Below are 26120 nucleotides of genomic sequence, written 5' to 3' on the forward strand. Positions count from 1 at the left end.
CAAATAAATTGCAAATCTGTGGTAGGTTTGACAATCCTTACCTTGTTTCAGTGTCTAGCGCTTGGTACATTTAGTGCAATTTAACGAATTTTGAGCTTTCAGGATTAGCCGAAGACTATGTTTAAAAAACTTCGTGGCATGTTTTCTAATGACCTGTCTATTGACTTGGGTACTGCCAACACCCTTATTTATGTCAAAGGACAGGGCATCGTTCTAGATGAACCCTCTGTGGTTGCAATCCGTCAAGACCGTGCAGGCGCAACAAAAAGTGTTGCAGCGGTAGGTCATGACGCAAAATTAATGCTTGGTCGTACACCAGGTAATATTGCTGCTATCCGCCCAATGAAAGACGGTGTAATTGCTGATTTCTATGTGACTGAAAAAATGTTGCAGCATTTTATTAAGCAAGTACATGACAACAGTATTCTTCGCCCAAGCCCTCGTGTGTTAGTTGCGGTTCCTTGTGGCTCAACGCAAGTTGAACGTCGTGCAATCCGTGAATCAGCACAAGGTGCTGGTGCTCGTGAAGTTTACTTAATCGATGAGCCAATGGCGGCTGCTATCGGTGCTGGTATGCCAGTGTCTGAAGCAACGGGTTCTATGGTGATCGATATCGGTGGTGGTACAACAGAAGTTGCAGTGATCTCACTTAACGGTGTGGTTTACTCATCATCGGTTCGTATCGGTGGTGACCGTTTTGATGAAGCCGTTATCAACTACGTACGTCGTAACTACGGTAGTCTTATTGGTGAAGCAACCGCTGAGCGCATTAAGCATGAAATCGGTTCAGCGTACCCAGGTGATGAAGTGCGTGAAATTGAAGTGCGTGGTCGTAACCTTGCAGAAGGTGTACCGCGTAGCTTTACGTTAAATTCAAATGAAATCCTAGAAGCTTTACAAGAACCACTAACAGGTATTGTATCTGCAGTAATGGTTGCACTAGAACAGTGTCCACCAGAGCTTGCATCTGATATTTCAGAGCGTGGCATGGTACTGACGGGTGGTGGTGCACTACTTCGCGATTTAGACCGTCTACTTACAGAAGAAACAGGTATTCCTGTGGTTGTTGCTGAAGACCCACTAACATGTGTGGCTCGTGGTGGCGGTAAAGCGTTAGAAATGATTGATATGCACGGTGGCGATCTCTTCAGCGAAGAGTAATAATGCCTGCGTTAGTTTTCTATAAAACAGGTTATAGCGTTAGATGAAACCTATCTTTGGCAGAGGACCCTCTCTGCAATTACGCCTGTTTCTTGCCATATTACTATCGGCTAGCCTTATGCTAGCCGATAGTCGTCTTGATGCTTTTGCCAATGTTCGTTATTTTTTGAACTCAGCAATCGCTCCGCTTCAGTATGCGGCTAATTTACCGCGTGAATTACTTGATGGCCTTAATGGTCAAATGAGTTCTCATCAGCAATTATTAGTTGAGAATAAAGCGTTGAAGCGTGATTTGTTGGTGATGAAAAGTAATGTTTTATTGCTTGATCAATTACAGCAAGAAAATCAGCGTTTAAGAAATTTATTAGGTTCACCGTTTGTTCGTGGTGAGCGTAAAATGATCGCCGAAGTGATGGCGGTCGACTCTGATCCTTATAGTCATCAAGTGATGATTGATAAAGGGCGTGTTGATGGAGTATATGAAGGCCAGCCTGTTATTAATGATAAAGGTATTGTTGGGCAGATCTCCTATGTTGGCGCGCATAATAGTCGTGTTTTATTACTGATTGATCCGACGAATGCTATTCCAGTACAAGTTGTGCGTAACGACATTCGTGTTATTGCAACAGGAACTGGAAAGAGTAATGAGCTTCAACTTGAGCATGTCCCAAGCAGCACGGATATTCGTGTAGGTGATTTATTGGTGAGCTCTGGGCTCGGTGGTCGCTATCCTGAAGGATATCCGGTTGCACGTGTAACTGAGTTCTCTTTTGACAATAAACGCCCATTTGCACAAATTATCGCTAAACCAACCGTGCAATTTGACCGATTACGTTACTTATTATTAGTCTGGCCAACCGATAGAATGAAAGCGGCAGAAACGTCAGCCACAAAATCGATTGCGCCTTCAAGTGCGGTTTCAACCATTTCTCCTGCAGTTGCTGTACCAGCAAATGGTGTAAAATCAACAGCGCCTATTGAGAACAAAAAGCCGAGCAGTGAGGTGAATAATGCCAACTAGCCAAGCACATGGCCGAATTTGGATTTGGTTGTCATTCGTTTTTGCGCTGGTGCTGCAAGCAGCTCCTTGGCCCGGAATGTTGGAACCGTTTCGACCTTCATGGGTTTTACTGGTTACTTGTTATTGGGTATTAGCCTTACCACATCGTGTTAACGTGGGAACTGCTTTAATTATCGGCTTATTGTGGGATTTGATTTTAGGATCTACGTTAGGTGTCCGCGGCTTAATGATGTCGGTGATTGCTTACATTGTTGCTTTAAATTTTAGAGTACTTCGTAACCTGTCATTAGGACAACAAGCGATTGTCTTCGCGCTGTTATCATTAGCCGGTAAGCTTATTGAATACTGGGCTGAATACTTAGTCTCAAATGTAACTTTTGAGCCACAACAATTATGGGCTGTCGTATTAAACTTTATATTATGGCCATGGTTGTTCTTATTATTACGGCGTATACGTCGTAAATTTTCGATTCGTTAATCGCAATAGCATAAAGGGGAAGCCAATTGGTCTTCCCCTTATTTATAATTAAATGTTTTTAAAGTATAAATGTAAGTTTGAGGTGTATCATGGCTGCTATTCAATTATATCTTGCTTCAGGTTCGCCTCGTCGAATGGAGTTATTAAATCAGTTAGGCTATCAGTTTGAACGTGTTGTGGTAGATGTCGAAGAATGCCACCAAATAGGCGAAAGCCCTGAAAATTATGTTCAGCGTTTATCGCGCGATAAAGCCTTAGCTGGAGTAAAAGCAGCACCGGCTGATTTACCTGTTTTAGGATCGGACACAATTGTTGTGGCTGATCAGCAAATATTAGAAAAACCTGTCGATTTTAATGATGCAGCGCGTATGCTGAAAATGCTGTCTGGTCGTCAACATCAAGTGATGACCGCAGTGACAGTCGCAACGAAAGAAAGGATTGAAACTAAGCTAGTGATCACGCAAGTGTGGTTTAAGCCTTTGTCAGATAACGAAATCAAAAAATATTGGCAAAGTGGAGAGCCACAAGATAAAGCGGGCAGTTATGGCATCCAAGGCTTAGGTGGCAAATTCGTTGAACGTATCGATGGCAGTTTTTATGCAGTGATGGGGTTACCGCTAGTGGAAACCGACATCCTGTTACAAGATTTTTTAAAGTTATAAGTAGAGGCAACCATGAGCACTGAGCTGCTGATCAATGTGACGCCGAGTGAAACCCGTGTCGCAATGATTGAACATGGCGTATTGCAAGAGATCCACATTGAACGTGAATCGAAACGCGGTATCGTCGGAAATATTTACAAAGGGCGAGTAAGTCGCGTACTTCCTGGTATGCAGGCGGCATTTGTCGATATTGGGTTAGATAAAGCTGCATTTTTACATGCTTCAGATATTGTTCCCCACACGGAATGTGTGGCTGAAAATGAGAAAAAACAATTTCAGGTGCGCGACATTTCAGAGCTGGTTCGTCAAGGGCAAGACATTGTCGTACAGGTGGTGAAAGATCCTCTGGGAACTAAAGGTGCGCGGTTAACGACTGATATTACCTTACCGTCTCGTTACCTTGTTTTCATGCCGGGAGCAAGCCATGTTGGTGTATCTCAGCGGATTGAAAGTGAGAAAGAGCGTGATCGTTTGAAAAAAGCGGTTTTACAGCATTGTGATGATTTAGGCGGCTTTATTATTCGAACGGCTGCAGAAGGGGCGAATACTGATGAAGTCGCTCAAGATGCTGCTTTTTTAAAGCACTTGTGGCGTAAAGTATTAGAGCGTCGTGCTAAGTATAAGCCACGTTCGATGTTGTATGGTGAGCTAGGGCTTGCGCAACGTATCTTACGTGATTTTGTTGGTACTGAAATTGATAATATCAAAGTCGACTCACGCCAAGCATTTGATAAATTAAAAGAGTTTACAGATGAGTTCGTACCTGAAGTGACAGATAATATTGAATATTATTCAGGTCAGCAGCCTATCTTTGATCTCTATGATACCGAGTCTGAAATTCAGCGCTCCTTAGATCGTAAAGTTGAAATGAAGTCTGGCGGGTATTTGATCATCGATCAAACAGAAGCGATGACCACGGTTGATATTAATACCGGTGCGTTTGTTGGGCGAAGAAATCTCGACGAGACTATTTTTAATACCAATATTGAAGCAACGAAAGCTATCGCACGCCAATTACGGTTACGTAATTTAGGCGGCATTATCATTATTGATTTTATCGATATGATTTCAGAGGAACACCAACAACGCGTTTTACAAGCGCTTGAGCAAGCACTTTCTTATGATCGAGTGAAAACCAATATTAATGGCTTTACGCAATTAGGCTTGGTTGAAATGACGCGTAAACGTACGCGTGAAAGTATTGAACATGTGTTGTGTGGCACGTGTCCATCTTGTGATGGTCGTGGTACGGTGAAAACAGTTGAAAGTGTTTGCTATGAGGTATTGCGAGAAATAACCCGAGTCAATCGTGCTTACGATGCTGATCGATTTATCGTGTATGTTTCATCCGCGGTGGGTGAGGCCCTTATGGGGGATGAATCGCATGCATTAGCTGAGCTTGAGGTCTTTATTGGTAAACAAGTAAAAATAAAGCCTGAGCCGCTGTATAACCAAGAGCAGTTCGATGTGGTAATGATGTAATGATACCAATGGGGAAGAGTCAGTGAACCGTATGGTGGCAAAAACCTTACGTGGTGTATTGTGGTTAGTGGTTATTGTTGCAGTAACATTGGCTATTTTGATCAGTACTCTCCGCTTTTCTCTTCCTCACCTTGACCATTATCGTCAGCCAATAGCGCAGTGGCTTTCTCAGCAAACACATACCCAAATATCGGTAGAAAATATTGATGGGCGCTGGCTACAATCGGGGCCCGAAATAAAATTTAACCAATTATCGGTGGCTGAAAATAATCATTCAGCACCATTAGTGAAGGTTGGGCAAGCCGAGATCTATTTAGATTTCTGGCAGTCAGTGCTGACATTTAGACCCGTCTTTAAACATGTCCAAATTGAGCAATTCGATTTAGATATTACACAACTTCCACGTCGTGCTTCGAAACCCTCTTCTGATATTTCTTTTGTTAAACGGTTAGAGCAATTTTTTTTCACGCGTATTGATAATGTGACATTAAAAAACGCGACGGTTACCGTTCCTTCTCCTTCAGGTAAAGCATTACATCTAGCGGTTACACAACTTAACTGGCGCAATGAGGGAGGGCATCATTTTGCTCAAGGTTCCGTTGGATTGATTAATAGTCCATTAGGCCAAGTTGAAGTAAAAGCAGACATTACCGAACAAGGTGGTTTGTCTAGTGTGAATGGAACGCTATATCTCAAAGGAAAAAACATTTCGGTCACACCATGGTTAAATAAAAAATTTACCGGTGTCGCTGATATTTCAGACAGTAAATTGAGTATGCAAGCGTGGTTATCGTTAGATCAAGGCACGATAAGTTCAGCGATGATCCAACTTGCCAAAAGTCATATTGATTGGACGACCCAACATAAATCACACCAAATTGTTATTAACGGTGGCGTTGTTGCGCTAAAGCCCACCTTCGATAAACAGCAACGCGTATGGCGGATTGATACCGAGCAATTTGATATAGCTACCGATAAGATATCGTGGCCTAAATTTGATATCGCAGCGCAATTTTCACTTAATAAGCAATGGCAGCCTATAAATTGGAAAGCCGCACTGACCAATATCAAATTAGATCGATTACTACCATTGCGATCTTTTTTACCCAAGTCGAATAGTATTACGGAAGCGATCACTGCGTTACAACCGACAGGGCTGGTGACAAAAATTCGGGTTGCTGGCGAGCAAGATAAGCCGATCCATTTTTCATTAAATCTTGATGATTTAGCATTTAAACAGTGGCAGTTACTACCTGGTATTAATAAGCTAAATGCGCGTATTGCTGGTGATACAACACAAGGTGCAGTGAAAATTCGAGTCGATGATGATGCTCTGCCTTATGGTAAGGTTTTTCCGAAACCATTAAACATCAATGACGCGACGATTGATGCATATTGGAAACATGATAATCAAGGCACCAGTTTATGGAGTGATAAACTGAGTGTGGCCACCCCAGATCTCAATGCAAAAGGGCAATTTAGACTCGATTTTTATCAAAAATCGCCTGCATGGTTGGCTTTTTATGGTGAAGCGTCGGTTAAAGATGCTGGGCAAACATGGCGTTATTTACCTCGACCAGCGCTTGGTAATAAATTAACCCATTATCTAGCTACCGCGATAAAAGGCGGTACGGTGAAAGACGCTGAACTGCTCTGGTTTGGTCCTTTAAACACATTTCCTTATCCTAATCATGATGGTGTCTTTGAAGTTAAAGTCCCACTGAAAAAAGCAAAATTTCAGTTTGATCCTGATTGGCCATTATTAACAGATCTCAATCTTAATTTAGGCTTTAAAAATGATCGTATGACGATTGATGCCAGTCATGTAAAAACGTTATCAGCCGTTGGCTCTAATGTGGTTGGTGGGGCAAAATTAGCCCCTGATGGGCATTTGAAACTAGCATTTGATCTTGCCGCTAGTGGCAAAGATGTTACAGAGTACATGCTGAAAACGCCATTAGCCGATTCTGTAGGGAGCGCATTACAAACAGTGAGGGTGAATGGGCCTGTTACAGCTAAATTAACCCTTGATATACCTTTTGACGGCAGTGATGTGGATGCGAAAGGTCAGGTGTTTTTTAAAAATAATCGTATCGATTTACGAACACCAGCTCTGACTGTTGATAATACTTACGGTAGTTTAACCTTTGATAATGCCAAAATTAGGGCTGAAGACTTAAGCGGTAAATTATTTGATCAACCGATTAGGCTTGGATTTACGGGTAATAATGTTGCAAACAATCATTATCGAGTAAATGTTGATGTGGCTGGTGATTGGCAAGTCGCTCGATTGCAGCCTTATATTCCTAAACAGTTATTGCATTATCTTTCAGGAACCAGTGATTGGAAAACAAATGTCCAGGTAGATTTAGAAGGTGATTATTTTACTTACAAAGTAAAAAGTCTATTACCTCTTACCCACATTAAGAGTGATTTACCCTATCCGTTATCTTATCAACCTAAGCTCAATCAATCGCAGTTTATGACGGTGAATGTTGATGGCAATGCACAAAGCTTTAATGGGCAACTTCAGATGCCTGATGCGGCTTATCAAGCACGTGTGAACCTTATTGATGGAAAACCACAATTAGCAGCCAGTGATTTGATGATTGGTAAAAAAGAGATTCAGTCATCATTAGGTATTGGACATGTGGTGAATATCGATACTAAGGCATTCAATGTTGATTCGTGGATCGCTTTTGCGAATAAGTGGCAACAATCAAACACCAATAAAAGCCATGGTAATGAGGGGATTGTATGGCCGATTCCAAGCAAGATAGAGGCAAAAGTTAAGCAGTTAACCTTGGGCGGGTTAGTGTGGAATGATGTTAATTTGCATGTCAAACATGGTCATCAGTGGTCCGCGAAATTAGAGAGCCGACAAGCTGAAGGCTATATTACTTGGGATCAGAAAAATACAGTGAATGCGATCTTTAAATCCCTTCATCTTAACTTTCCACAATTAGATAAAAAGTCAGTTACTCAGCAGCAAGCTGATATTACTAAAAAAGCGCCTCCTCTATTATCTCCGATAGTCACAGCGCTAGATCGTAAGGTAATGGCTGCGATCCCTGCTATTAAACTTACGATATCGGATGCATGGCTACAGGGTTATCGATTAGGGCAAGTCAATGCTGTACTTGAGAAGTCCTCAAATCAATTAACGTTGAAAACGTTCAATATTAATGCTGGTAATATCAAATTAGATGCTAATGGACGTTGGTATTTTAAAGATAACCGTAATCATTCGGCGTTAAGTTTCATGGTGAAAGGTGACAATAGCTCCGATTTAGTAGGTCGCTTTGGTATTGAAGGTGGCGTGCAAGATGCATCGTTTGATACGAGTATTTCAGCCGCATGGCAAGGATCACCTTGGGCGATGGATCGCCGAACATTAAATGGCAAGGTGAAAACAGATATTGGCAAAGGGCTAGTCAGTGGCGCATTTGGCGCAGGACGATTGCTTGGCCTGTTTAGTTTAGATTCTATTATTCGAAAAATGCAGCTCGATTTCTCGGGGGTATTTGATAATGGCTTAGCGTTTAACTATATCAAAGGAACAGGAATAATTAAGCAAGGCACCTTTTATAGTAACGATATCAAGATGCAAGCATTAGCCGGTGATATGTACATTAAAGGTAAGGTTGATCTGGTGAATGAAAAGGTCGATGCAAATGTGAAGTTTATTCCTGACTTTACCTCGGGCTTACCTGTTTTAACCGCTTTTGCTGTTGCTCCACAAACAGCGTTATATGTGTTAGCTATTTCAACGGTGTTATCACCCGTGTTAGATGTGATCACTCAGGTTAATTATCAAGTAACGGGTTCGATTGAAGCTCCGAACGTTGTAGAGCGCTCACGCTTATCTGGTGAGTATACTGTGCCTGATGAGTAAGCTAAATGAATGGGTTGCGTTAATTTTTATCAGTGGTACAACAAAGAGATAGTAATAAATACGTTATATGTTGAGTATAACAAGTGTATAGGCCCAGGGAGAAGGTCATGGCGAAGATTGGTTTAGTACAAATGAATTCGGGAGCCGATCCTGAACATAATCTCACTAAATTAAAAAAGAAAGTGAAAGGGCTTCAGCTACAAGGGGCTAAATTGGTTGTTACTCCTGAAAATACCTTAGTTTTTGGTAGTAAAGCAGATTACCAGAAATGGGCTGAACCTCTCAATGACGGCCCATTTCAAAAAGAATTATCAGCATTAACTGAAAAGTTAGGCATTTGGCTTTTACTGGGCTCAATGCCTATCTTACAACCCGATGGTTCAATCACATCAACCAGCTTGTTATATAACGATAAAGGCCAACTCCAAGAACATTATAATAAGCTGCATATGTTCGATGTCGATGTTGCCGATAAACACCGTAGCTATCGAGAGTCTGATACTTTTAAAGCGGGTGATGAGCTTAAAGTCGTAAAAACACCGTATGGCAATATCGGGATGTCGATTTGCTATGATGTAAGATTTCCATTGCAATATAGTGCATTACGCGCACAAGGTGCTGATATTATTGTTGTGCCCGCAGCGTTTACTAAGTTAACAGGTAAAGCGCATTGGGAAGTATTATTACGAGCTCGTGCTATTGAAACTCAGTGTTGGGTGATTGCCGCTGCACAATGGGGCGAGCATAATGAAGGGCGAGAAACATGGGGCCACTCAATGATTATTGATCCTTGGGGGCAAATTGTTGCCTGTCAGCAGCAAGGCACCGGTGTTCTGACTGCCAATATTGATTTACAATTATCTGAGAAGATCCGCGCCAACATGCCTGTTGCTGAACATACTAAATTTTATGTTCAACCGCGCTAAATAATTTAAGAGCAAATTAATGACCCTTAACACCGTAGAAAATACCATGCTAGACCAATCAGGTCTTGGCCGTGATGAACTGCATAATATCCTTGGGCTAATTGCAGCAAGAGATGTGGATTATGCCGATATTTATTTCCAATCTTGCTGGCATGAGTCGTTAGTACTGGAAGACAGTATTATTAAAGATGGTTCGTTTAATATCGATCGTGGTGTAGGTGTACGTGCGGTTGCTGGCGAGAAAACAGGTTTTGCATATTCTGATCAAATAAACCTATTGGCATTAACGCAAAGTGCCAAAGCGGCACGTGGTATTGTGCGCCAAGGGGGAAGTGGCAAAGTACAAACTTTCAGCCCACTAACACCATCAGGTATTTATGCCCCTATTAATCCATTAGGCAGTCTTGATAAATTCCAAAAAATTGCATTACTGGAAGAAATTGATCGTTATATTCGTACTAAAGAGCCATTAGTCACGGAAGTGTCGGTTAGCATCAATGGTGTCTATGAAGAGGTGTTAGTTGCCGCGCTTGATGGCACTTATGCGGCAGATATTCGCCCGCTTGTTCGTTTATCTATCAGTGTTCTGGTTGAAAAAGGCGATAAACGTGAGCGTGGTAGTGCGGGTGGCGGTGGTCGTTACGGTTATGAAATGTTCTTAACTGAAACCGATGGTAAAAGCCAAGCATTGTATTTTGCTGATGAAGCTATCCGCCAAGCATTGATTAACCTAGAAGCAGAGGCAGCCCCTGCAGGTACCATGCCGGTGGTTTTAGGAGCTGGTTGGCCTGGCGTGTTGTTACACGAAGCTGTCGGCCATGGCCTTGAAGGCGACTTTAACCGTAAAGGTTCATCGATGTTCTCTGGTCAGTTAGGTGAGCAAGTCACATCACCGTTATGTACCATTGTCGATGACGGTACACTGGTTGATCGTCGTGGCTCTATTAACATTGATGATGAAGGCACACCTTCACAATACAATGTGCTGGTGGAAGGCGGTAAGCTAAAAGGCTACATGCAAGATAAGCTTAACGCACGTCTAATGGGCGTAGCGCCTACTGGTAATGGTCGTCGTGAGTCATATGCGCATTTACCTATGCCTCGCATGACAAACACTTACATGCTGCCTGGTGAACATACACCAGAAGAAATTATTTCCAGCGTGAAGAAAGGCATCTACGCCCCTAACTTCGGTGGTGGTCAGGTTGATATCACATCGGGGAAATTTGTATTCTCTGCATCAGAAGCTTACTTAATTGAAAACGGTAAGATCACTCGTCCAATTAAAGGCGCAACTTTAATTGGTAGCGGTATTGAAGCGATGCAGCAAGTTTCTATGGTTGGTAATGACTTAGATATCGACCGTGGTGTGGGTGTGTGTGGTAAAGCGGGACAAAGTGTACCTGTGGGTGTTGGTCAGCCAACCCTGAAAATTGATTCAATGACAGTAGGCGGCACTGAGTAAATCTTCTCGCACGTCTATTTGATAAAGAAAAAGCCAGCATGAATAATTCCTGCTGGCTTTTTTTATTTTTACTTTATCACAACGAAAAGAGGTGAGTGATTACTTATCTTCTAGGTATAAAGATTTAAGGTATTGGAAAATTTCACGGTAAGCCTTACCTGGCTTCTCTTGTGATTTTTCTTTTGTTGCTTGGCGAACAAGTTGGCGTAAATGTTGGCGATCAGCATCTGGGTGATCGACTAAGATAGCATTGATCATGCTATCGCCATTTTCGATTAACTTATCCCGTTTTAGCTCAAGCTTTTTCAGCGCAACAGTATGCTGAGAGTGCTTATTACGTAATTTATCGAGTGCCGCTTGGATTGGTTCAATGTCGATAAAGCGCATTTGCTTACCGATATATTGAAGTTGACGACGACGTGCTTCTTTATTAAAGCGCTGAGCGTCTTTAATTGCATCCATCATTTCGTCATCAAGAGGCATCTTAGCGAGTGCATTAGGTGTTAATTCAACTAACTCTTCACCAATTTTTTGTAGCGCATCCATGTCGCGTTTCATCTCGGATTTACTTACCCAGATGATTTCTTCTTCTTCATCCCAAGGGGCTTTCTTGTTTTTACGGCTCATAATGGGCTCACTAACACTATCAATAGCTCTATTTTATCAGTTTAATAACGATTTTGGGCGTAAATTACATTATTCTATAACCAATAAGCAAAACTCTAACCTTAAGTGATTGTATGGACGTAAGAGAACAGGTAGCCCAGCAGCGTGTTGAACTGGAAGCTGCGGTTGCGAAAGCACTGGAAGTCGCCGGTAAACAAGCGGATGCCGCCGAAGTAGCCATTAACAAAACAACAGGGATCAGTGTCTCTACACGTATGTGTGATGTTGAGAATGTTGAATTTAATAGTGATGGCGCATTAGGGATCACTGTTTATCGCGGAAATCGCAAAGGCAGCGCATCAACTTCTGATTTAAGTGAATCAGCAATTGCTCAGACAGTAGCAGCCGCACTGGATATTGCTAATTACACTTCAGAAGATCCTTTTGCAGGGCCAGGTCCGAAAGAATTAATGGCACGTGATATTCCTGATTTGGATTTATTCCATCCAGATGAGCCAGAGCCCGATCGCGCAGCAGCGATTGCTATTGCTGCAGAAGAAGCCGCATTAGCTTATGATCCTCGAATTAAACAAAGTGATGGCGCAAGCTATGATAGCCATTACGGTGTCCGTGTTTATGGAAACAGCCACGGCATGTTGGCAAGTTATGCCTCAAGTCGTCACAGCATCAGTTGTTGTGTGATAGCGGAAGGTAAAAATGGTGAGATGGAGCGAGATTACAGCTACACCACTTCACGTTTAGCCTCTGAGATGTGGACACCAGAGCGTGTGGGTCGCCATGCAGCTGAGCGTACAGTGGGGCGTGTTGATGCGCAGAAACTGACAACCCGTGAAGCACCTGTGATGTTTGCAGCGGATATTGCCACAGGCTTGTTTGGTCACTTAGTGATGGGGATCAGTGGTGCTAATCTGTACCGTAAATCTTCTTTTTTAGTTGATAAGTTAGGTGAGCAAATTTTCCCTGAGTGGTTAGGTATTAGCGAGCGTCCACATATTTTACGTGGTATGGCGAGTACCCCGTTTGATAGCGAAGGTTTAGCCACTTATGACCGTGAAATCATTACCGACGGTGTGCTACAAACTTACTTATTGACCAGCTACGCTGCCCGTAAAATGAATATGCAACCAACAGGTCATGCGGGTGGTATTCATAACTGGATGGTGAAATCGACCGGTGAGTCTTTTGAGCAAATGCTGAAGAAGATGGATCGAGGTTTATTGGTCACAGAGCTAATGGGTCAAGGCGTGAATATCGTAACGGGTGATTACTCGCGTGGTGCAGCGGGTTTCTGGGTTGAGAATGGTCAAATTCAATATCCAGTGTCTGAAATTACGATTGCCGGTAATTTAAAAGATATGATGCAGAATATCGTTGCTATTGGTAATGATACTGAAACTCGCAGTCAGATCTTAACTGGCTCGATGTTATTAGATTCAATGAAGATTGCTGGTGAGTAATTTTTGCTAAATTGATTAAAACGAAAAGCCCGAATCAACATGATTCGGGCTTTTTTTATTTATTCATATTACAGGAAAGGGCTGTTTTTAGGGGGTAATGAAGATAGTCGCAAGACCAAGGAATACCATTAAACCGACAATATCAGTACACGTCGTTAATGCCATACCGCCAGCTAATGCTGGATCGATCTTGAGTTTTTTCAATCCAATCGGGATCAATACACCCGCAACACCGGCGACAAATAAGTTCGCGAGCATTGCACCGGCCATAATAGCACCTAGCATTAAACTGCCTTTCCAAACAACGACAACCGCACCGATAATTAACGCCCATATAAAGCCATTAATTAAACCAACACGGGCCTCTTTACTTAGTAGCCAGCGGGTGTTGGTATCACCGATGTGACCGACAGCTAAACCACGAATAACCAGAGCAACGGTTTGGTTACCGGCAACGCCACCCATTGAGGGAACGATAGTCATCAATACAGCAACAGTAGCCATCTGTTGTAAAGTGTTTTCAAACATGTTGGAAACAGAGGCTGCAGCGAGTGCTGTTAATACGTTAACACCTAACCAAATACTACGACTTTTGGCTGATTTTAAAACCGGCGCAAAGGTATCTTCGTCATCGTCCATACCCGCCATACTCATCATTGAGTGTTCGGCTTCTTCACGAATGAGATCGACCACGTCATCGATAGTAATACGACCAAGTAATAGATTATTTTGATCGACAACAGGTGCTGAAACCCAGTTACGACGTTCAAACAAATTGGCGATTTCACTGTCAGGCATATCGACAGGAATAGCTTCATCTGCATCTTCCATCACATCTTTGATTTCAATATCAGGCTGTGTCGTAATTAGTGTAGCAAGAGATAAATGGCCTATTAAGGTTTCGTTGCTATCAACGACATATAAAGCATCTGTCGCTTCAGGTAACTCGCCTCGCATACGCAAATAACGTAAGACAACATCAGCGGTAACATCACCACGAATGGTGATGAAGTCGGTACTCATCATACCGCCAGCAGTATCTTCAGGGTACGCGAGCGCTTTCTCGATACGATGACGGTCAGTGCTATCCATTTGCGCCAGTACTTCTTGATAACGTTCATCAGGAAGACTACGCAGTACATAAGCGACATCATCGCTTTCCATCCCCTCGGTCACAGCAGCCAGTTTCTCTGGCTCCATTTGCGAGACGATACCATCTTTTACATCTTCAGATAGTTCATCAAGGATTTCACCTTGCTCTTCAGGATCGGTCAGTTGCCATAGTACTTGACGTTCTTTCGGAGGAGAGGCTTCCAACAGATGTGCAATATCTTCCGGCTCCATTTCTTGAAGGAGTCGGCGAACATGGACAAACATGCCATTTTCTAATGCAGTATTAACTTCTTGGAGTCGTTGATGGGTTTGATCTTGTTCTAATACATCCGCCATAGGTATTAGGCCCACTTATATTTTGATGGCGCAATAAGTTGAATTTTAACGTAATCACCTAGCTTTTGTCTCACATGTTTTACGTATAATGAGCAGATTTATCCTTCTCACATATATCACATACACAATTACTCGGTTATTTAACGGAAAGTTATCACCAGTTGCCTACAGAGTTATTAATAATAGCGGTAATTAAAGCAGAATTTCAGATTTAGTTGTCAATGACACATGAGAAAATCATTTAAAGTGTAATTGAAAAGTGAGTGGCATTGAGTCTTAAACGTAATGTTTAATTTTCTTCATCAAATCCGGCTTCAATTAAAGCGGAAATAGCGTTAAGTGCTGAGACTTCGTCTAAACCTTCAGCACTTACCATGATTTTTTGTCCTTGCGCAGAATCAAGCATTAAAAGCCCCATGACACTGTCAGCAGTGGCTGATACATCAGCATTACTCACGGTGATCACTGCGGTAAAGCTTTGTGCTAGTTCAACCAGTTTAATTGCCGCGCGTGCGTGTAAGCCGAGTCGGTTTTTAATAAATAATTCGCGTTGGACAGTCATTGTTTTTCTTCTAATGTGCGGTGACGAACTTGGACTTGTTGACCGTGGTGTTCAAAGTAGTCAGCAAGAGATTGTGCAATATAGACAGAACGATGTTGGCCGCCAGTACAACCAATGGCTACCGTGACATAGCTGCGGTTGTTTTTTTCAAGCATTGGGAGCCAAGTTTCGATGAAATTACGAATTTGGTAATTAAGTTGATTCACTTCACTTTGGCTGGAAAGAAAATCTTTTACCTCTTGATCTAGCCCTGTTTGGGGTTTGAGTTCAGGTACCCAATGAGGGTTGGGTAAAAAGCGAACATCAAATACATAATCGGCATCTGAAGGTAAACCATGCTTAAAGCCAAATGATTCAAAAACAAGAATCAGCTCTTTTGCTTCTCGACCTAATACGCGAGCACGAACGGTTTCACTTAAATCATGAATGGATTTATTTGTGGTATCGATAACTAAATCAGCGTGCTCTTTTAAATCACCTAATATGGCACTTTCAGAGGTAATCGCTTGCTCTAGAGTCATATTTTGCCGAGATAAAGGATGTAAGCGACGAGTTTCGCTATAACGTTTAACTAACTCTTTATCATCAGCATCGAGAAAAACAACGTTAACATCAACATCGTTCTCAAGTGATTTGAGAATACGCTGTATTTCACCTGGCTGCTGAGGCATGTTACGTACATCAATACTGACTGCTATATCTTGCTCAGTATGGGCAATGTCTTTGACAAATTGCGGCAGTAGAGTAACAGGTAGATTATCGACACAGTAATAGCCGAGATCTTCAAGCACACGTAAGGCGACAGATTTTCCTGAACCAGAACGGCCACTTACAACCATTAACATCATGGTTTATTTACCTCGGTAATTGGGATATGGAGTAAAAGCTCACGATTCATCGGTAAGGATATGATACAGCTCTTGATCGCTAGTTGCATGACGCAGTTGTTTACATACTTGCTTGTTACCTAGCTTTTCAGCCATGCTTGCAAGCGTTTTTAAATGCTCTTTACATTGTTCTTCTGGTACAAACAGCGCAAACAGAAGATCAACGGGCTGATTATCAATTGCGTCAAAATCAATCGGTTCTTGGCATTGAATCAGTACGGCAATGGCTTGATCGCTATTACTGATACGTCCATGAGGGATCGCAATACCATTACCAATACCTGTAGTCCCCATCTTTTCACGATTGAGCATACATTCGAATAGTGGCTGTGGGTTTTGATCGAGATGAGCGGCAGCTATCTCACTAATGAGTTCTAGCGCGCGTTTTTTGCTGGAGCAAGGGACTGCACTTTTAGTGCAGTCCAGGCTCAATACATGACTAAGTTGCATAGTTAGTGGCTGTTGAGCTTATCTTTGTGTTTGTTTAATTGACGGACGAGTTTATCAGTCAATTCATCAATCGCAGCATACATATTTTCAGAATCCGCTTTTGCGTGGATTTCCCCTGCGTTAATATGTAGCGTAGCTTCAGCGATCTGTTGAAGCTTTTCAACATTAAGTATTACTTGGACATTGTTTATTTTATCGAAGAAGCGCTCAAGTTTTTCAAACTTGGTCGTGACATACTCACGAAGAGAATCGGTTACATCAACATGGTGCCCTGTAATATTGATTTGCATAGACATCTTCCTTTTGTTGGATCTGACCTGTTAATCTAGATCAGACGTTTTCGCTGGTTCGACGGCGGAATACCTAAGGATTCACGGTACTTAGCGATAGTCCGCCTTGCTACCATAATGCCTTGCTCGGCTAGTAGTGTCGCAATTTTGCTGTCACTTAATGGCTTCGCTTGGTTTTCTGCTGCAACAAGTTTCTTCACCAGTGCGCGGATGGCAGTAGACGAACATTCGCCACCATTATCCGTACTGACATGACTTGAGAAGAAGTATTTCAATTCAAAAATACCTCGAGGTGTATGCATATATTTTTGCGTTGTGACTCGAGATATGGTGGATTCATGCATTTCTACGGCAAGGGCGATGTCATTTAATACCATGGGTTTCATCGCTTCTTCGCCATATTCAAAGAAGTCTTGCTGATGTTCGACAATGCAGCGAGCAACTTTGAGTAATGTTTCATTTCGACTTTCTAAACTTTTGATCAGCCATTTAGCATCTTGCAGGTGAGTACGAATAAATTGGCTATCTGCACTATTACGGGTATTTTTGCTTAATGCTGCATATTGTTCATTGACTTTAATACGAGGCACGCTGTCAGGGTTGATAGTGACTACCCATTTGCCGTGATCTTTAAACACAGAGACATCTGGTACCACATATTCGGTGTCTGAATGAATAACACGATTGCCTGGACGCGGATCGAGCGAATGGATCAACGCCATTACGGCTTTTAAATCGGCTTCTTTTAGTTTGGTTTCACGCATCAGTTGTCGATAATCACGATTGCCTAAAAGAGCAATATGATCAGACAGTAGCATTTTGGCTTCAGTGAGCCACTGGGTCTCTTTTGGGTAGGTAGCCAGTTGCAATAACAAGCATTCTTGCAAATTACGAGAAGCGACACCGAGAGGGTCAAATTGTTGTACGCGTTTTAATACCGCTTCAACTTCATCTAGCTCAAGTTCATCATCATCAAAACTCTCTAGAATATCTTCTGCAGAGCAGGATAAATATCCTTTTTCATCAACGGCATCAATGATAGCTGTTGCAATGGCAAGATCAGTTTCACTAAATGGGGTTAGCTGAACTTGCCACATTAGGTAGTCTTGTAACGATTCCGTGGTTTCCCCTTGATAGGCAGGAATATCATCGTCAAGTGCAATGCCCGTACTGCCTGTTCCTGCGCTATAAACATCATCCCAAGTGGTATCGACGGGGAGTTCTTCTGGCATTTCATTGGTATCGATAACATCGGCGGTGTCAAAGCTTTCAATATCATCAATATTGTCAGAGGCATCGTCTGTTGAAGATTCTGTCGCAGCTTTATCATCGTTTGTTGAAAGATCTTCATTTTCTTCCAGCTCTAGCAATGGATTTCCATCTAGGGCTTCTTGAATTTCCTGTTGGAGATCCAAAGTAGATAACTGCAGCAGGCGAATAGCTTGCTGTAGCTGCGGCGTCATGGCCAGTTGTTGGCCTAGCTTAAGCTGGAGCGAAGTTTTCATTAACGTAGATATACCTTGTCGTTATTATTTTTATGCTGTGGCTTTTTCTTCAATAGCAGACCTATGTAATGTGTTATAAGCGGAATTGGTCACCTAAGTACACGCGCTTAACATGCTCATCGTTGAGAACATGTTCAGGTGTACCGTTAGCGATTAACTGTCCTTGACTTACGATATACGCATGCTCACAGACATCAAGTGTTTCCCTTACATTATGGTCTGTTATTAAGACGCCAAGCCCACGATCACGTAAATGTTCAATGATCTTTTTGATGTCGATCACAGAGATGGGGTCAACACCAGCAAATGGCTCATCAAGTAAAATAAATTTAGGGTTTGCGGCTAATGCTCGTGCAATTTCAACACGGCGTCGCTCACCACCTGATAATGATTGGCCAAGACTGTTACGGATATGCTGGATGTTAAACTCATCCAATAAATCTTCTGCTTTGTCTTGGCGCTCTTCTTTCGTTAATTCTTTGCGCGTCTGGAGTACCGCCATCAAGTTATCATAAACGCTTAAGCGGCGGAAAATCGATGCTTCTTGAGGTAAATAACCGATACCCATACGTGAACGGTTATGCATGGGCTGTAGGCTAATATCGTCACCATCAATGGTGATCACACCTTCATCTCGTGCAACTAAACCTACAATCATATAAAACGATGTCGTTTTACCTGCCCCGTTAGGTCCTAATAGACCGACGATTTTTCCAGATTCAACCTCAAGGCTAACATCAGAAACAACTTTACGTCCGTTATAGCTTTTTGCGAGGTGTTCTGCTTTTAGAATAGCCATAGATACTGTTTATTTCTTGTTATTGTTCAATTGATTTGGTTGGATGACGGTAGTTACGCGCTCTTTGTCGCCACTTTTTGCAACCAAACGTTGTTCATCGATCTTATAAGTGATGACATTACCTTTGATTTCACTGCCATCTTGTATCAAGACTGCGTGATCCGTCATTTTCAAAAATTCTGTTTTTGTGTCATAGCGCATTTTTAATGCTTCGCCATCAATAGGCTTACCATCATCCATAATTTGATGGAAGGTGGCAGGGTTACCATAAGCAACAATAGTTTGCTCTTTGGCGTTGCTATTTGGGCGTGTTACAACAACTTTATCAGCATGAATATCAATTGTGCCCTGACGTAATCTTACATTGCCAGTAAAGGTTGCAATGTTATTTTTTACATCAAGTTCTTGGCTATTCGAGCTGATATTAATCGGTTGTTTAGTATCACTTTTTAATGCCCAAGACGATGTGCTAACACACAATAAGCATAGTAGAGCACTAGTTTTCAGTCGGTTCATATCTACTTTTCACATTTTTTAAGAGTTTAGCGACTTTACGTTTCATATTACCCGTCATACCTTCACCCTGGTTTTGGAAGGCGGGGCCTATAATCATGACATGGTCTTGAGTATTAAAATCTTGAGTTTCAATATTCAATTGCAAGTTATCTGTTTTGATCACTTGGATATCTGAATCGGGTAATAAGTTAAACATACGAACATTGCCATGAAGATTCAGTACCTTATTTTTATCTAAGATAGCGGTATTGGAGCTGATCCGCCATTCTGCATTCTTACCTTCCTTAAATACCCACAATACAGGTTTTACAAAATCGGTCTCACCACTTTTTTCAAAGTATTCAAGATGATCTGAATCGATTTGATAACTACGAATACCTGTGGGGTCAAAGGTTGTATTACTGATATCGTTACCAATGAACATTGGCTTTTCATCATCAGGTTTTACTTGATGATCTTGTTGCCACTGTTGTTCAAGTTGGTTGTAGCCTAACCATGCACAAAATATTACCAGAAGTACATAGAGTAGCCTTTTTAAAGTCATAGACTTAAGCCTTTATCATGTTTCATTGTTCTAATTCGTTACGCGTTATACTGAGTATGCTACTACATCACGCCTGCTTTTAATAAATCATGCATGTTTAATGCACCAACCAGTTGAGCGTTTTCAGTCACAAGCAACCCATTGATTTTACGATCTTCCATTATTTTTAACCCTTCAGCTGCGAGCAGTTGAGGAGAAATGGTTTGCGGGTTACAAGACATCACATCACCGATACTCGTATTGTGGATATCAATATGGTTATCGAGTAAACGGCGTAAATCACCATCGGTAAATATCCCGCTAAGTTGTTGCTTATTATTAACGATAGCCGTCATGCCTAAGCCTTTTTTTGAGATTTCTAGCAAGGCATCTTTAATGCTGGCTGTTTCTTCAATAATAGGCAGCATTTTACCGGTATGCATGACATCCGCGATACGCATTAATAATTTTCGGCCAAGTGCTCCACCTGGATGAGACAAAGCAAAATCATCTGCCGTAAATCCACGTGCTTCCATAACTGAAATTGCTAATGCATCACCCATCACAAGTGTTGCTGTCGTACTTGAGGTTGGTGCTAGATTTAATGGGCAAGCTTCTTTATCTACAGTGATCTGTAAGTTGATAACGGCCATTTTTGCCATACTGGACGTTGGCTTGCCTGTCATGCTGATCATGGGAATTCCCAATCGTTTAATAACAGGCAGTAACGCTAAAATTTCAGCTGCTTCGCCAGAGTTAGAAATTGCGATCACAACATCTTCTTGTTTGATCATGCCTAAATCACCATGGCTTGCTTCACCAGGATGTACGAAAAAGGCAGGTGTACCGGTACTCGCCAGTGTTGCTGCTAGTTTTCTACCAATATGACCCGATTTACCCATTCCCATCACAATGACTTTGCCTTGGCAATCGAGTACCAGCTGACAGGCTTTATTAAAGCTATCATTAATATATCGGCTGATGTTTTGTAATGCTTGAATTTCAATATCCAGCACTTTTTTGCCATGACTAGAAAAGTCAAAGGAGCGAGACATCTGATTATTCTCCATTATGCGGAAATATTTAAGAATAGGTAAGCTTGGTAAGCAATAAAGCACAGTACCAAAAGACCGCCTTCAACACGATTGATTCGACGACGTTTACCTAATGCCATTAATAATAACAATACAGACAGTCCGAGCATGACATAAAAATCACGCCCCATCGCAAGAGGACTTAATACTGATGGGTTTAGCAGCCCAGGTATACCCATTACTGCTAAAATATTAAAGACATTGGAGCCGATGATATTACCTACCGCCATATCATCTTCACCCTTGTAAATACTCGCGATAGAAGCGGCAAGCTCAGGCAAACTGGTACCAACAGCAATGATCGTTAAACCAATCACTAAGTCACTCATGCCGTAGTGTTTAGCAATAACTACGGCTGACTCTACTACCATATCAGATGAGTAAAGCAGTAAACCTAAACCAATAAAGACCCAGATAATAGCGGATGAGTTTTTAACGCCGGTTGGGATCTCAGCTTCTTGCTCTTCAGCAAGAGGATCGTTTTTGCTCGACTTGCTGATTTTTAACATCGCAAGTAAAAACAGGACAAAAAGCACGGCAAGAAAAGCGCCTTCCATTCGGCCTAAATAATTATCCCACAGTAAGAGGCCAGCAATAACGGTCACGCCTAACATTAGCGGTAATTCACGGCGAATAATGGTTGAACTGATTGATAGTGGCTTCAACATTGCCGTTATACCTAAAATCAGAGCAATATTGGCGATATTAGAGCCAAGCACATTACCTACTGCTGTATCGGTTTTACCTGCAAGTGCTGCGGTCGCTGAAACCATCATTTCGGGTGCCGAAGAGCCCATTGCCAGTATTGTCATACCGATAACAAGTGGCGCAACACCAAAATTTTTAGCCAGTGCTGCAGCGCCATATACTAATCGATCGGCACTCCATACTAATAACACTAACCCTACACAGAGCAATACAATGGCTTCGAGCATTCTAATCCCTTTTAAAAATGGCACGTTAAAAACGAGTACAGTAAATCTAGCGTTGAATCGCTTTTGATATTAGGCCGTAATTTTGACGGTTAGCAAAGCAAAAGGGAAGTATAACAAATGACTAATTCTCTCTATTGTGAACATTTATGAGGGAAAATAACAATCACGATGAATTTATCATGATGGATTGTAAAGCCTTGCTATTTTTAGGGATGATACAAATATTTGAATAGCGTTCAATTGTTAAGTTAAAATAATACAAGAAAAGGTTAATAAGAATCGTTATCCAAGTAGTTGGCGTTTAAAATAACAGCAATACGCCTTAACACTGTAACAATAGATGAGATATGAACCGACTAACTTGAGTTGATGTTTTATTCTCCTTATTATCCTTAGCTATAATGGTTTTCACGCGATAAATATGATTTTTCCCGTGGCTAAGCCATAATGTATTGATTTTTAATAATAATTAGTGTTTTTAATGAGAAATTACCAGTAATTAGAGGCGAATACGAAGCAATGGCTAAAAGCGATATACTGATTTCGATTAAAAACCTAACATTTTCTCGTGGAGAACGATTCATTTTTGATGATATTTCCCTTGATGTGCCACGAGGAAAAGTAACCGCAATTATGGGACCTTCGGGCATAGGTAAAACAACATTACTCCGTTTAATTGGTGGTCAAATTGTGCCAGATAACGGCGAAGTATGGTTTGATGAGTGGAATATCCCAACCTTAAAACGCAGTGATTTATATCAAGCTCGTAAACGAATGAGTATGTTGTTTCAATCGGGCGCGCTTTTTACTGATATGAACGTTTTCGACAATATTGCATTTCCGTTGCGGGAACATACCGATTTACCTGACGATTTATTGCGTAGTTTAGTGTTACTGAAATTAGAAGCAGTAGGGTTACGTGGTGCGGCGCAATTGATGCCGAATGAGTTATCTGGCGGTATGGCACGTCGAGCGGCCTTAGCTCGTGCCATTGCTCTTGATCCTGAATTAATGATGTATGACGAACCTTTTGTCGGACAAGATCCCATTACGATGGGCGTGTTAGTTCAATTAATCAGTAGTCTCAATAAAGCATTAGGTATGACATCAGTCGTCGTTTCTCATGATGTACCCGAAGTGATGAGTATCGCTGATCATGTTTACTTACTATCAGGTGGTAAAATTATTGGCAGTGGTAGCCCTCAAGAATTACGAGAAAATCCAGATCCTCGCGTACGTCAGTTCTTAGACGGAGATGCTGATGGCCCCGTTCCTTTTAAGTTTCCAGCGCAGCCATTAGAGCAAGATTTATTTGGTTAAGCGTTATTCACGATGCGTGTCATGCGCATCTGTTATTCGATGGATTACGAGCAAAAAATGATTGTTGATGCAATAGCTGATTTAGGGCGAAGTGGTATTGAAAAATGCCAAACAATGGGCCGAGCAACGTTAATGTTGTTTGGCGCATTGGTGAGTAAGCCTCAGCCAAGAAAAATGTTTCCGTTATTAATAAAGCAACTGTATTCAGTTGGTGTTTTATCAATAGCGATTATTCTTGTTTCAGGTTTGTTTATCGGCATGGTGCTGAGTTTACAAGGTTACCTTGTACTGGCTGACTTTGGTGCCGAAACGAGCTTAGGACAAATGGTTGCATTGTCTTTACTACGCGAATTAGGTCCGGTAGTGACAGCACTGTTGTTTGCTGGGCGAGCAGGATCTGCACTTACCGCTGAAATAGGTTTAATGAAAGCCACTGAACAGCTGTCAAGTATGGAAATGATGGCGGTTGATCCGCTGCGTCGAGTGATTGCACCACGTTTTTGGGCTGGTGTTATCTCAATGCCATTATTAGCACTGATGTTTAGTGTTGTAGGTTTATGGGGGGCGCAAATTGTTGGCGTTGATTGGAAAGGGATTGATTACGGTAGTTTCTGGTCGGTTATGCAATCGTCAGTGAACTTTAGTTATGACATAGGGAACAGCATTATTAAGGCTGTTGCTTTTGCTATAACGGTAACCTGGATTGCGGTATTTAATGGTTATGATGCCGTTCCTACTTCTGAAGGGATCAGCCGAGCAACGACACGAACAGTGGTGAATTCATCACTGGCGGTATTGGGCTTAGATTTTATTTTGACTGCACTGATGTTTGGTAGCTAATTCGTAAAGAAACCAACATGGTCTTAGTGTGACAAAACAAATTAAATGGATAAAAGCATGCAACAAAATAAACGTTTAGAACTGTGGGTTGGCATTTTTATGTTAGCCGGAATTGCAGCATTATTAGTATTAGCTTTCAAAGTTGCTAACCTACAAAGCTTTGGTAGTAATGAAAGTTACACATTAAAAGCCCATTTCGATAATATCGGTGGTTTAAAAGTCCGCTCTCCCGTGAAGGTCGGTGGTGTAACCGTTGGTGAAGTGACAGCTATTAACCTTGATAAAGAAACCTATATTCCGATGGTTACGTTATCGATTAACAAAAAATTTGGTTATTTCCCTGAAACGAGCTCGGCTTCAATTTTAACATCTGGCCTTTTAGGTGAGCAGTATTTAGGTATTTCCCCTGGGTTCGTTGATGACGATGTCGAGATGCTACATAACGGCGATCTTATTGAAGACACGAAATCTGCGTTAGTATTAGAAGATATGATAGGCCAAGTGCTATATAGCATTGGCGGTGACAAAAAAGACTAGGAGCACCAATGAAATTTTTACGATGCCTAATGCTGGCTTTTCTTGCCCTACCGATGTTGGTGCAGGCTGCAACAATCGATCAGACCAATCCATACACGATGATGGATAAAGTTTCTGTTCAGTTATTTAAAACCTTAAAAGCAGAGCAGCCGAAGATCCAAGCCAATCCAGAAGAGTTACGTATTATTGTTAAAAAAGAGCTATTGCCTTATATCAATACACGTTATGCCGCTTATAAAGTGTTGGGTTCAAATTTAAAGAAAACTACCGCAGAGCAGCGTGATGCATTCACGGAAGCGTTCACTGAATATTTAGTAGCATCTTATGCTCAGGTGTTAACGCAGTATACTGATCAGAAAATTCAGATTGAGCCTGCCAAAGCGGTTCCCGCAGATCGTAGTATCGTGTCAGTACGCGTTGATATTGTCGATAATCAACGCCCACCTATTCGTCTTGATTTTAAGCTACGTTTAAATAAAAAGACAAAAGAATGGCAAGGATTTGACATGGTTGCTGAAGGAGTCAGTATGATTTCGACTAAGCAAAGTGAGTGGAGTGGTGAGCTTCGCACGAAGGGAATCGATGCGGTAACGCAAAACCTACGCGATCTTGCTGCTAAGCCAATTCAGATCGAGAAAAAATGATCATGTCTGAGGATAGGATCAAATGGCAAGCTCTCGGTAATGACCAATATTGCTTGTCAGGTTGTTTAGAACGTGACACAGTGCCAGCTTTTTGGCGACGTAGAAACGAGTGGGTACCTGATTCAAACAAGGTCTTGCTCGATCTAGGTGGTTTGAGTCGAGTCGACTCAGCTGGCATGGTGATGTTATTGCATCTTCACCAGCAATTAAGCAGCGCAGGATGTGACTTCACCCTGCTTAATGTGCCCGAGCAGCTAAAAACATTGTTACGCTTGAGCCATGTTGAACCCATTTTAGCCGCTAGCATGCAGTGAGCTTTAGAGAGGATAGCTTGTGGAAATCTCCGAGATTAAACAAATTTTAGAAAACGCCTTAGATCTTGATGAAGTGATTGTTAAAGGTGAAGGTAGTCACTACGAAGTTATTGCAGTGAGTACGATTTTTGACGGCATGAGCCGAGTGAAAAAACAACAAACTATTTATGGTCCGTTAATGGATCGAATTGCAGCAAACGACATTCACGCATTAAGTATCAAAACGTATACACCTGAAGAATGGATGCGTGATAAAAAGCTAATGTCGTTATAACGAGGTA

27 protein-coding genes are annotated in these 26120 nt (G+C 41.8%); 15 read left to right on the forward strand and 12 right to left on the reverse strand.

Annotation, left to right across the window (positions count from 1 at the left end; all coding sequences use genetic code 11):
- The first annotated feature begins 117 nt into the window (after positions 1-117).
- The 8 genes from C9J40_RS06900 (at position 118) to tldD (ending at position 11090) form a co-directional block, all read left to right on the forward strand.
- Complete coding sequence (locus tag C9J40_RS06900; RefSeq protein ID WP_005371106.1) at positions 118-1161, forward strand: rod shape-determining protein; 1044 nt, start codon at positions 118-120, stop codon at positions 1159-1161.
- A gap of 43 nt (positions 1162-1204) precedes the next feature.
- Complete coding sequence (mreC, locus tag C9J40_RS06905; RefSeq protein WP_107246312.1) at positions 1205-2182, forward strand: rod shape-determining protein MreC; 978 nt, start codon at positions 1205-1207, stop codon at positions 2180-2182.
- Entirely contained in the window at positions 2172-2660 is a 489-nt protein-coding gene (mreD, locus tag C9J40_RS06910; protein WP_107206520.1) for a rod shape-determining protein MreD, read from the forward strand. Before mreC ends, mreD begins: the two co-directional genes overlap by 11 nt.
- Positions 2661-2749: 89 nt before the next feature.
- The gene (locus C9J40_RS06915) at positions 2750-3322 is read left to right on the forward strand and encodes a nucleoside triphosphate pyrophosphatase (RefSeq protein ID WP_107246314.1); all 573 of its coding nucleotides are present in this window, start codon (positions 2750-2752) and stop codon (positions 3320-3322) included.
- 12 nt (positions 3323-3334) lie between these two features.
- Positions 3335-4804 carry a ribonuclease G gene (gene rng, locus C9J40_RS06920; protein ID WP_005371112.1) on the forward strand — a complete coding sequence of 490 codons (1470 nt, stop codon included), beginning with the start codon at positions 3335-3337 and terminating at the stop codon, positions 4802-4804.
- 31 nt (positions 4805-4835) lie between these two features.
- Positions 4836-8699 carry a YhdP family protein gene (locus tag C9J40_RS06925; RefSeq protein WP_233220306.1) on the forward strand — a complete coding sequence of 1288 codons (3864 nt, stop codon included), beginning with the start codon at positions 4836-4838 and terminating at the stop codon, positions 8697-8699.
- Between the two features lie 107 nt (positions 8700-8806).
- Entirely contained in the window at positions 8807-9625 is an 819-nt protein-coding gene (locus tag C9J40_RS06930) for a carbon-nitrogen hydrolase family protein (protein ID WP_107206523.1), read from the forward strand.
- A gap of 19 nt (positions 9626-9644) precedes the next feature.
- Entirely contained in the window at positions 9645-11090 is a 1446-nt protein-coding gene (tldD, locus tag C9J40_RS06935; RefSeq protein WP_107206524.1) for a metalloprotease TldD, read from the forward strand.
- 99 nt (positions 11091-11189) lie between these two features.
- On the opposite strand, the gene yjgA is transcribed toward tldD, so the two are convergent.
- On the reverse strand, positions 11190-11717 hold the full coding sequence (gene yjgA, locus C9J40_RS06940; protein WP_107246317.1) for a ribosome biogenesis factor YjgA: 528 nt from the start codon (positions 11715-11717) through the stop codon (positions 11190-11192).
- A gap of 113 nt (positions 11718-11830) precedes the next feature.
- Here yjgA and pmbA point away from each other — a divergent pair, with 113 nt between their 5' ends.
- On the forward strand, positions 11831-13174 hold the full coding sequence (pmbA, locus tag C9J40_RS06945; protein ID WP_105061026.1) for a metalloprotease PmbA: 1344 nt from the start codon (positions 11831-11833) through the stop codon (positions 13172-13174).
- An 87-nt stretch (positions 13175-13261) separates the two neighbouring features.
- On the opposite strand, the gene mgtE is transcribed toward pmbA, so the two are convergent.
- From mgtE to C9J40_RS07000, 11 genes are all read right to left on the reverse strand, one after another.
- Positions 13262-14623, reverse strand: coding sequence for a magnesium transporter (mgtE, locus tag C9J40_RS06950; RefSeq protein ID WP_107206526.1), 1362 nt, complete (start codon positions 14621-14623; stop codon positions 13262-13264).
- Positions 14624-14912: 289 nt separating this feature from the next.
- Complete coding sequence (locus C9J40_RS06955) at positions 14913-15185, reverse strand: HPr family phosphocarrier protein (RefSeq protein WP_107206527.1); 273 nt, start codon at positions 15183-15185, stop codon at positions 14913-14915.
- Positions 15182-16033, reverse strand: coding sequence for an RNase adapter RapZ (gene rapZ / locus C9J40_RS06960; protein WP_107206528.1), 852 nt, complete (start codon positions 16031-16033; stop codon positions 15182-15184). The genes C9J40_RS06955 and rapZ overlap by 4 nt, the downstream gene beginning before the upstream one ends.
- Before the next feature lie 39 nt (positions 16034-16072).
- Complete coding sequence (ptsN, locus tag C9J40_RS06965; RefSeq protein WP_107206529.1) at positions 16073-16522, reverse strand: PTS IIA-like nitrogen regulatory protein PtsN; 450 nt, start codon at positions 16520-16522, stop codon at positions 16073-16075.
- Positions 16523-16524: 2 nt separating this feature from the next.
- On the reverse strand, positions 16525-16812 hold the full coding sequence (gene hpf, locus C9J40_RS06970) for a ribosome hibernation promoting factor (protein ID WP_005371137.1): 288 nt from the start codon (positions 16810-16812) through the stop codon (positions 16525-16527).
- Between the two features lie 35 nt (positions 16813-16847).
- A complete protein-coding gene (locus C9J40_RS06975; protein ID WP_107206530.1) occupies positions 16848-18317 on the reverse strand; it encodes an RNA polymerase factor sigma-54 in 1470 nt (489 codons plus the stop codon).
- Between the two features lie 73 nt (positions 18318-18390).
- On the reverse strand, positions 18391-19116 hold the full coding sequence (gene lptB / locus C9J40_RS06980) for an LPS export ABC transporter ATP-binding protein (protein ID WP_005371141.1): 726 nt from the start codon (positions 19114-19116) through the stop codon (positions 18391-18393).
- 9 nt (positions 19117-19125) lie between these two features.
- Positions 19126-19632: a lipopolysaccharide transport periplasmic protein LptA gene (gene lptA, locus C9J40_RS06985; protein ID WP_107206531.1), complete on the reverse strand. Its 507-nt coding sequence runs from the start codon at positions 19630-19632 to the stop codon at positions 19126-19128.
- Positions 19613-20176, reverse strand: coding sequence for an LPS export ABC transporter periplasmic protein LptC (gene lptC, locus C9J40_RS06990; protein WP_107206532.1), 564 nt, complete (start codon positions 20174-20176; stop codon positions 19613-19615). The genes lptA and lptC overlap by 20 nt, the downstream gene beginning before the upstream one ends.
- Positions 20177-20238: 62 nt before the next feature.
- On the reverse strand, positions 20239-21210 hold the full coding sequence (locus C9J40_RS06995) for a KpsF/GutQ family sugar-phosphate isomerase (protein ID WP_107206533.1): 972 nt from the start codon (positions 21208-21210) through the stop codon (positions 20239-20241).
- Positions 21211-21224: 14 nt separating this feature from the next.
- Positions 21225-22184 carry a calcium/sodium antiporter gene (locus C9J40_RS07000; RefSeq protein WP_107206534.1) on the reverse strand — a complete coding sequence of 320 codons (960 nt, stop codon included), beginning with the start codon at positions 22182-22184 and terminating at the stop codon, positions 21225-21227.
- 519 nt (positions 22185-22703) lie between these two features.
- Between C9J40_RS07000 and mlaF the strand changes: the two genes are divergently transcribed.
- Genes mlaF through ibaG form a run of 6 tightly spaced genes read left to right on the forward strand, consistent with a single transcriptional unit; the run spans position 22704 to position 26113 of the window.
- A complete protein-coding gene (gene mlaF / locus C9J40_RS07005) occupies positions 22704-23504 on the forward strand; it encodes a phospholipid ABC transporter ATP-binding protein MlaF (protein ID WP_107206535.1) in 801 nt (266 codons plus the stop codon).
- A gap of 57 nt (positions 23505-23561) precedes the next feature.
- Positions 23562-24344: a lipid asymmetry maintenance ABC transporter permease subunit MlaE gene (gene mlaE / locus C9J40_RS07010; protein ID WP_107206646.1), complete on the forward strand. Its 783-nt coding sequence runs from the start codon at positions 23562-23564 to the stop codon at positions 24342-24344.
- Positions 24345-24401: 57 nt separating this feature from the next.
- The gene (gene mlaD / locus C9J40_RS07015; protein WP_005371156.1) at positions 24402-24881 is read left to right on the forward strand and encodes an outer membrane lipid asymmetry maintenance protein MlaD; all 480 of its coding nucleotides are present in this window, start codon (positions 24402-24404) and stop codon (positions 24879-24881) included.
- An 8-nt stretch (positions 24882-24889) separates the two neighbouring features.
- Positions 24890-25525, forward strand: coding sequence for a phospholipid-binding protein MlaC (gene mlaC / locus C9J40_RS07020; RefSeq protein WP_107206536.1), 636 nt, complete (start codon positions 24890-24892; stop codon positions 25523-25525).
- On the forward strand, positions 25522-25839 hold the full coding sequence (locus C9J40_RS07025) for a lipid asymmetry maintenance protein MlaB (RefSeq protein ID WP_199187038.1): 318 nt from the start codon (positions 25522-25524) through the stop codon (positions 25837-25839). Before mlaC ends, C9J40_RS07025 begins: the two co-directional genes overlap by 4 nt.
- Positions 25840-25858: 19 nt before the next feature.
- A complete protein-coding gene (gene ibaG / locus C9J40_RS07030) occupies positions 25859-26113 on the forward strand; it encodes a BolA family iron metabolism protein IbaG (RefSeq protein WP_005371165.1) in 255 nt (84 codons plus the stop codon).
- The last annotated feature ends 7 nt before the right edge of the window (positions 26114-26120 follow it).

This window comes from Photobacterium sp. GB-72, assembly GCF_003026095.1.
Classification (GTDB): domain Bacteria; phylum Pseudomonadota; class Gammaproteobacteria; order Enterobacterales; family Vibrionaceae; genus Photobacterium.